Origin of the sequence: Rhodococcus sp. T2V (assembly GCF_029269925.1) — a bacterium.
Classification (GTDB): domain Bacteria; phylum Actinomycetota; class Actinomycetes; order Mycobacteriales; family Mycobacteriaceae; genus Rhodococcus_F; species Rhodococcus_F koreensis.
Genome location: NZ_JARJBD010000505.1, coordinates 1 through 472, shown reverse-complemented (window position 1 = coordinate 472; position 472 = coordinate 1). Strand labels below are relative to the sequence as shown.

2 pseudogenes are annotated in these 472 nt (G+C 73.5%); both read right to left on the bottom strand.

Annotated elements, in window-relative coordinates:
* Positions 1 to 237 (bottom strand): annotated as a pseudogene (locus P3H15_RS55120) (enoyl-CoA hydratase/isomerase family protein); the annotation flags it as partial.
* A pseudogene (locus tag P3H15_RS55115) lies at positions 150 to 472 on the bottom strand (hypothetical protein); the annotation flags it as partial. The pseudogenes P3H15_RS55115 and P3H15_RS55120, both read right to left, overlap by 88 nt.

The following is a 472-nucleotide window of genomic DNA, read 5'->3' as shown; positions in this document are numbered from 1 at the left end:
GAAGAACTGTGCGACGGCGGCGTCGGTCACGTCGTCGAGGGTGGCGGGTGACCAGAGCGGGTTGCGGTCCTTGTCGACGACCTGCGCCCGGATCCCCTCGACCAGATCAGCCGAACCCAGGCACGCCACCGACACCCGGAACTCCTCGTTCAAGACTTCCTCCAGGCTGCCCGCGACCCGCGCCCGGCGCAGCGATGCGAGGGTGACCGCGCACGCGGTCGGCGACTTCGCCAGCACCGCCACAGCCCGAACGGGGCCCCCTTCTCCCCCACCGCCGCCGCGGCCGCCGCCCCGCCGGTCAGATGGGTGGGCTGCCCGTACCCGAATTCCAGCATCCCCGCCGACGCCAGATAGGCGGCCCGCTGGTCGATGGACACCAACCGGCACGTGCCGTCGAAATCCTCCGGGGCGGGGACTCGGGTCCACCCCACCGCGGGTTCGAGGTCCCCGCGCGGGGCCCCGTCCAGCGGCG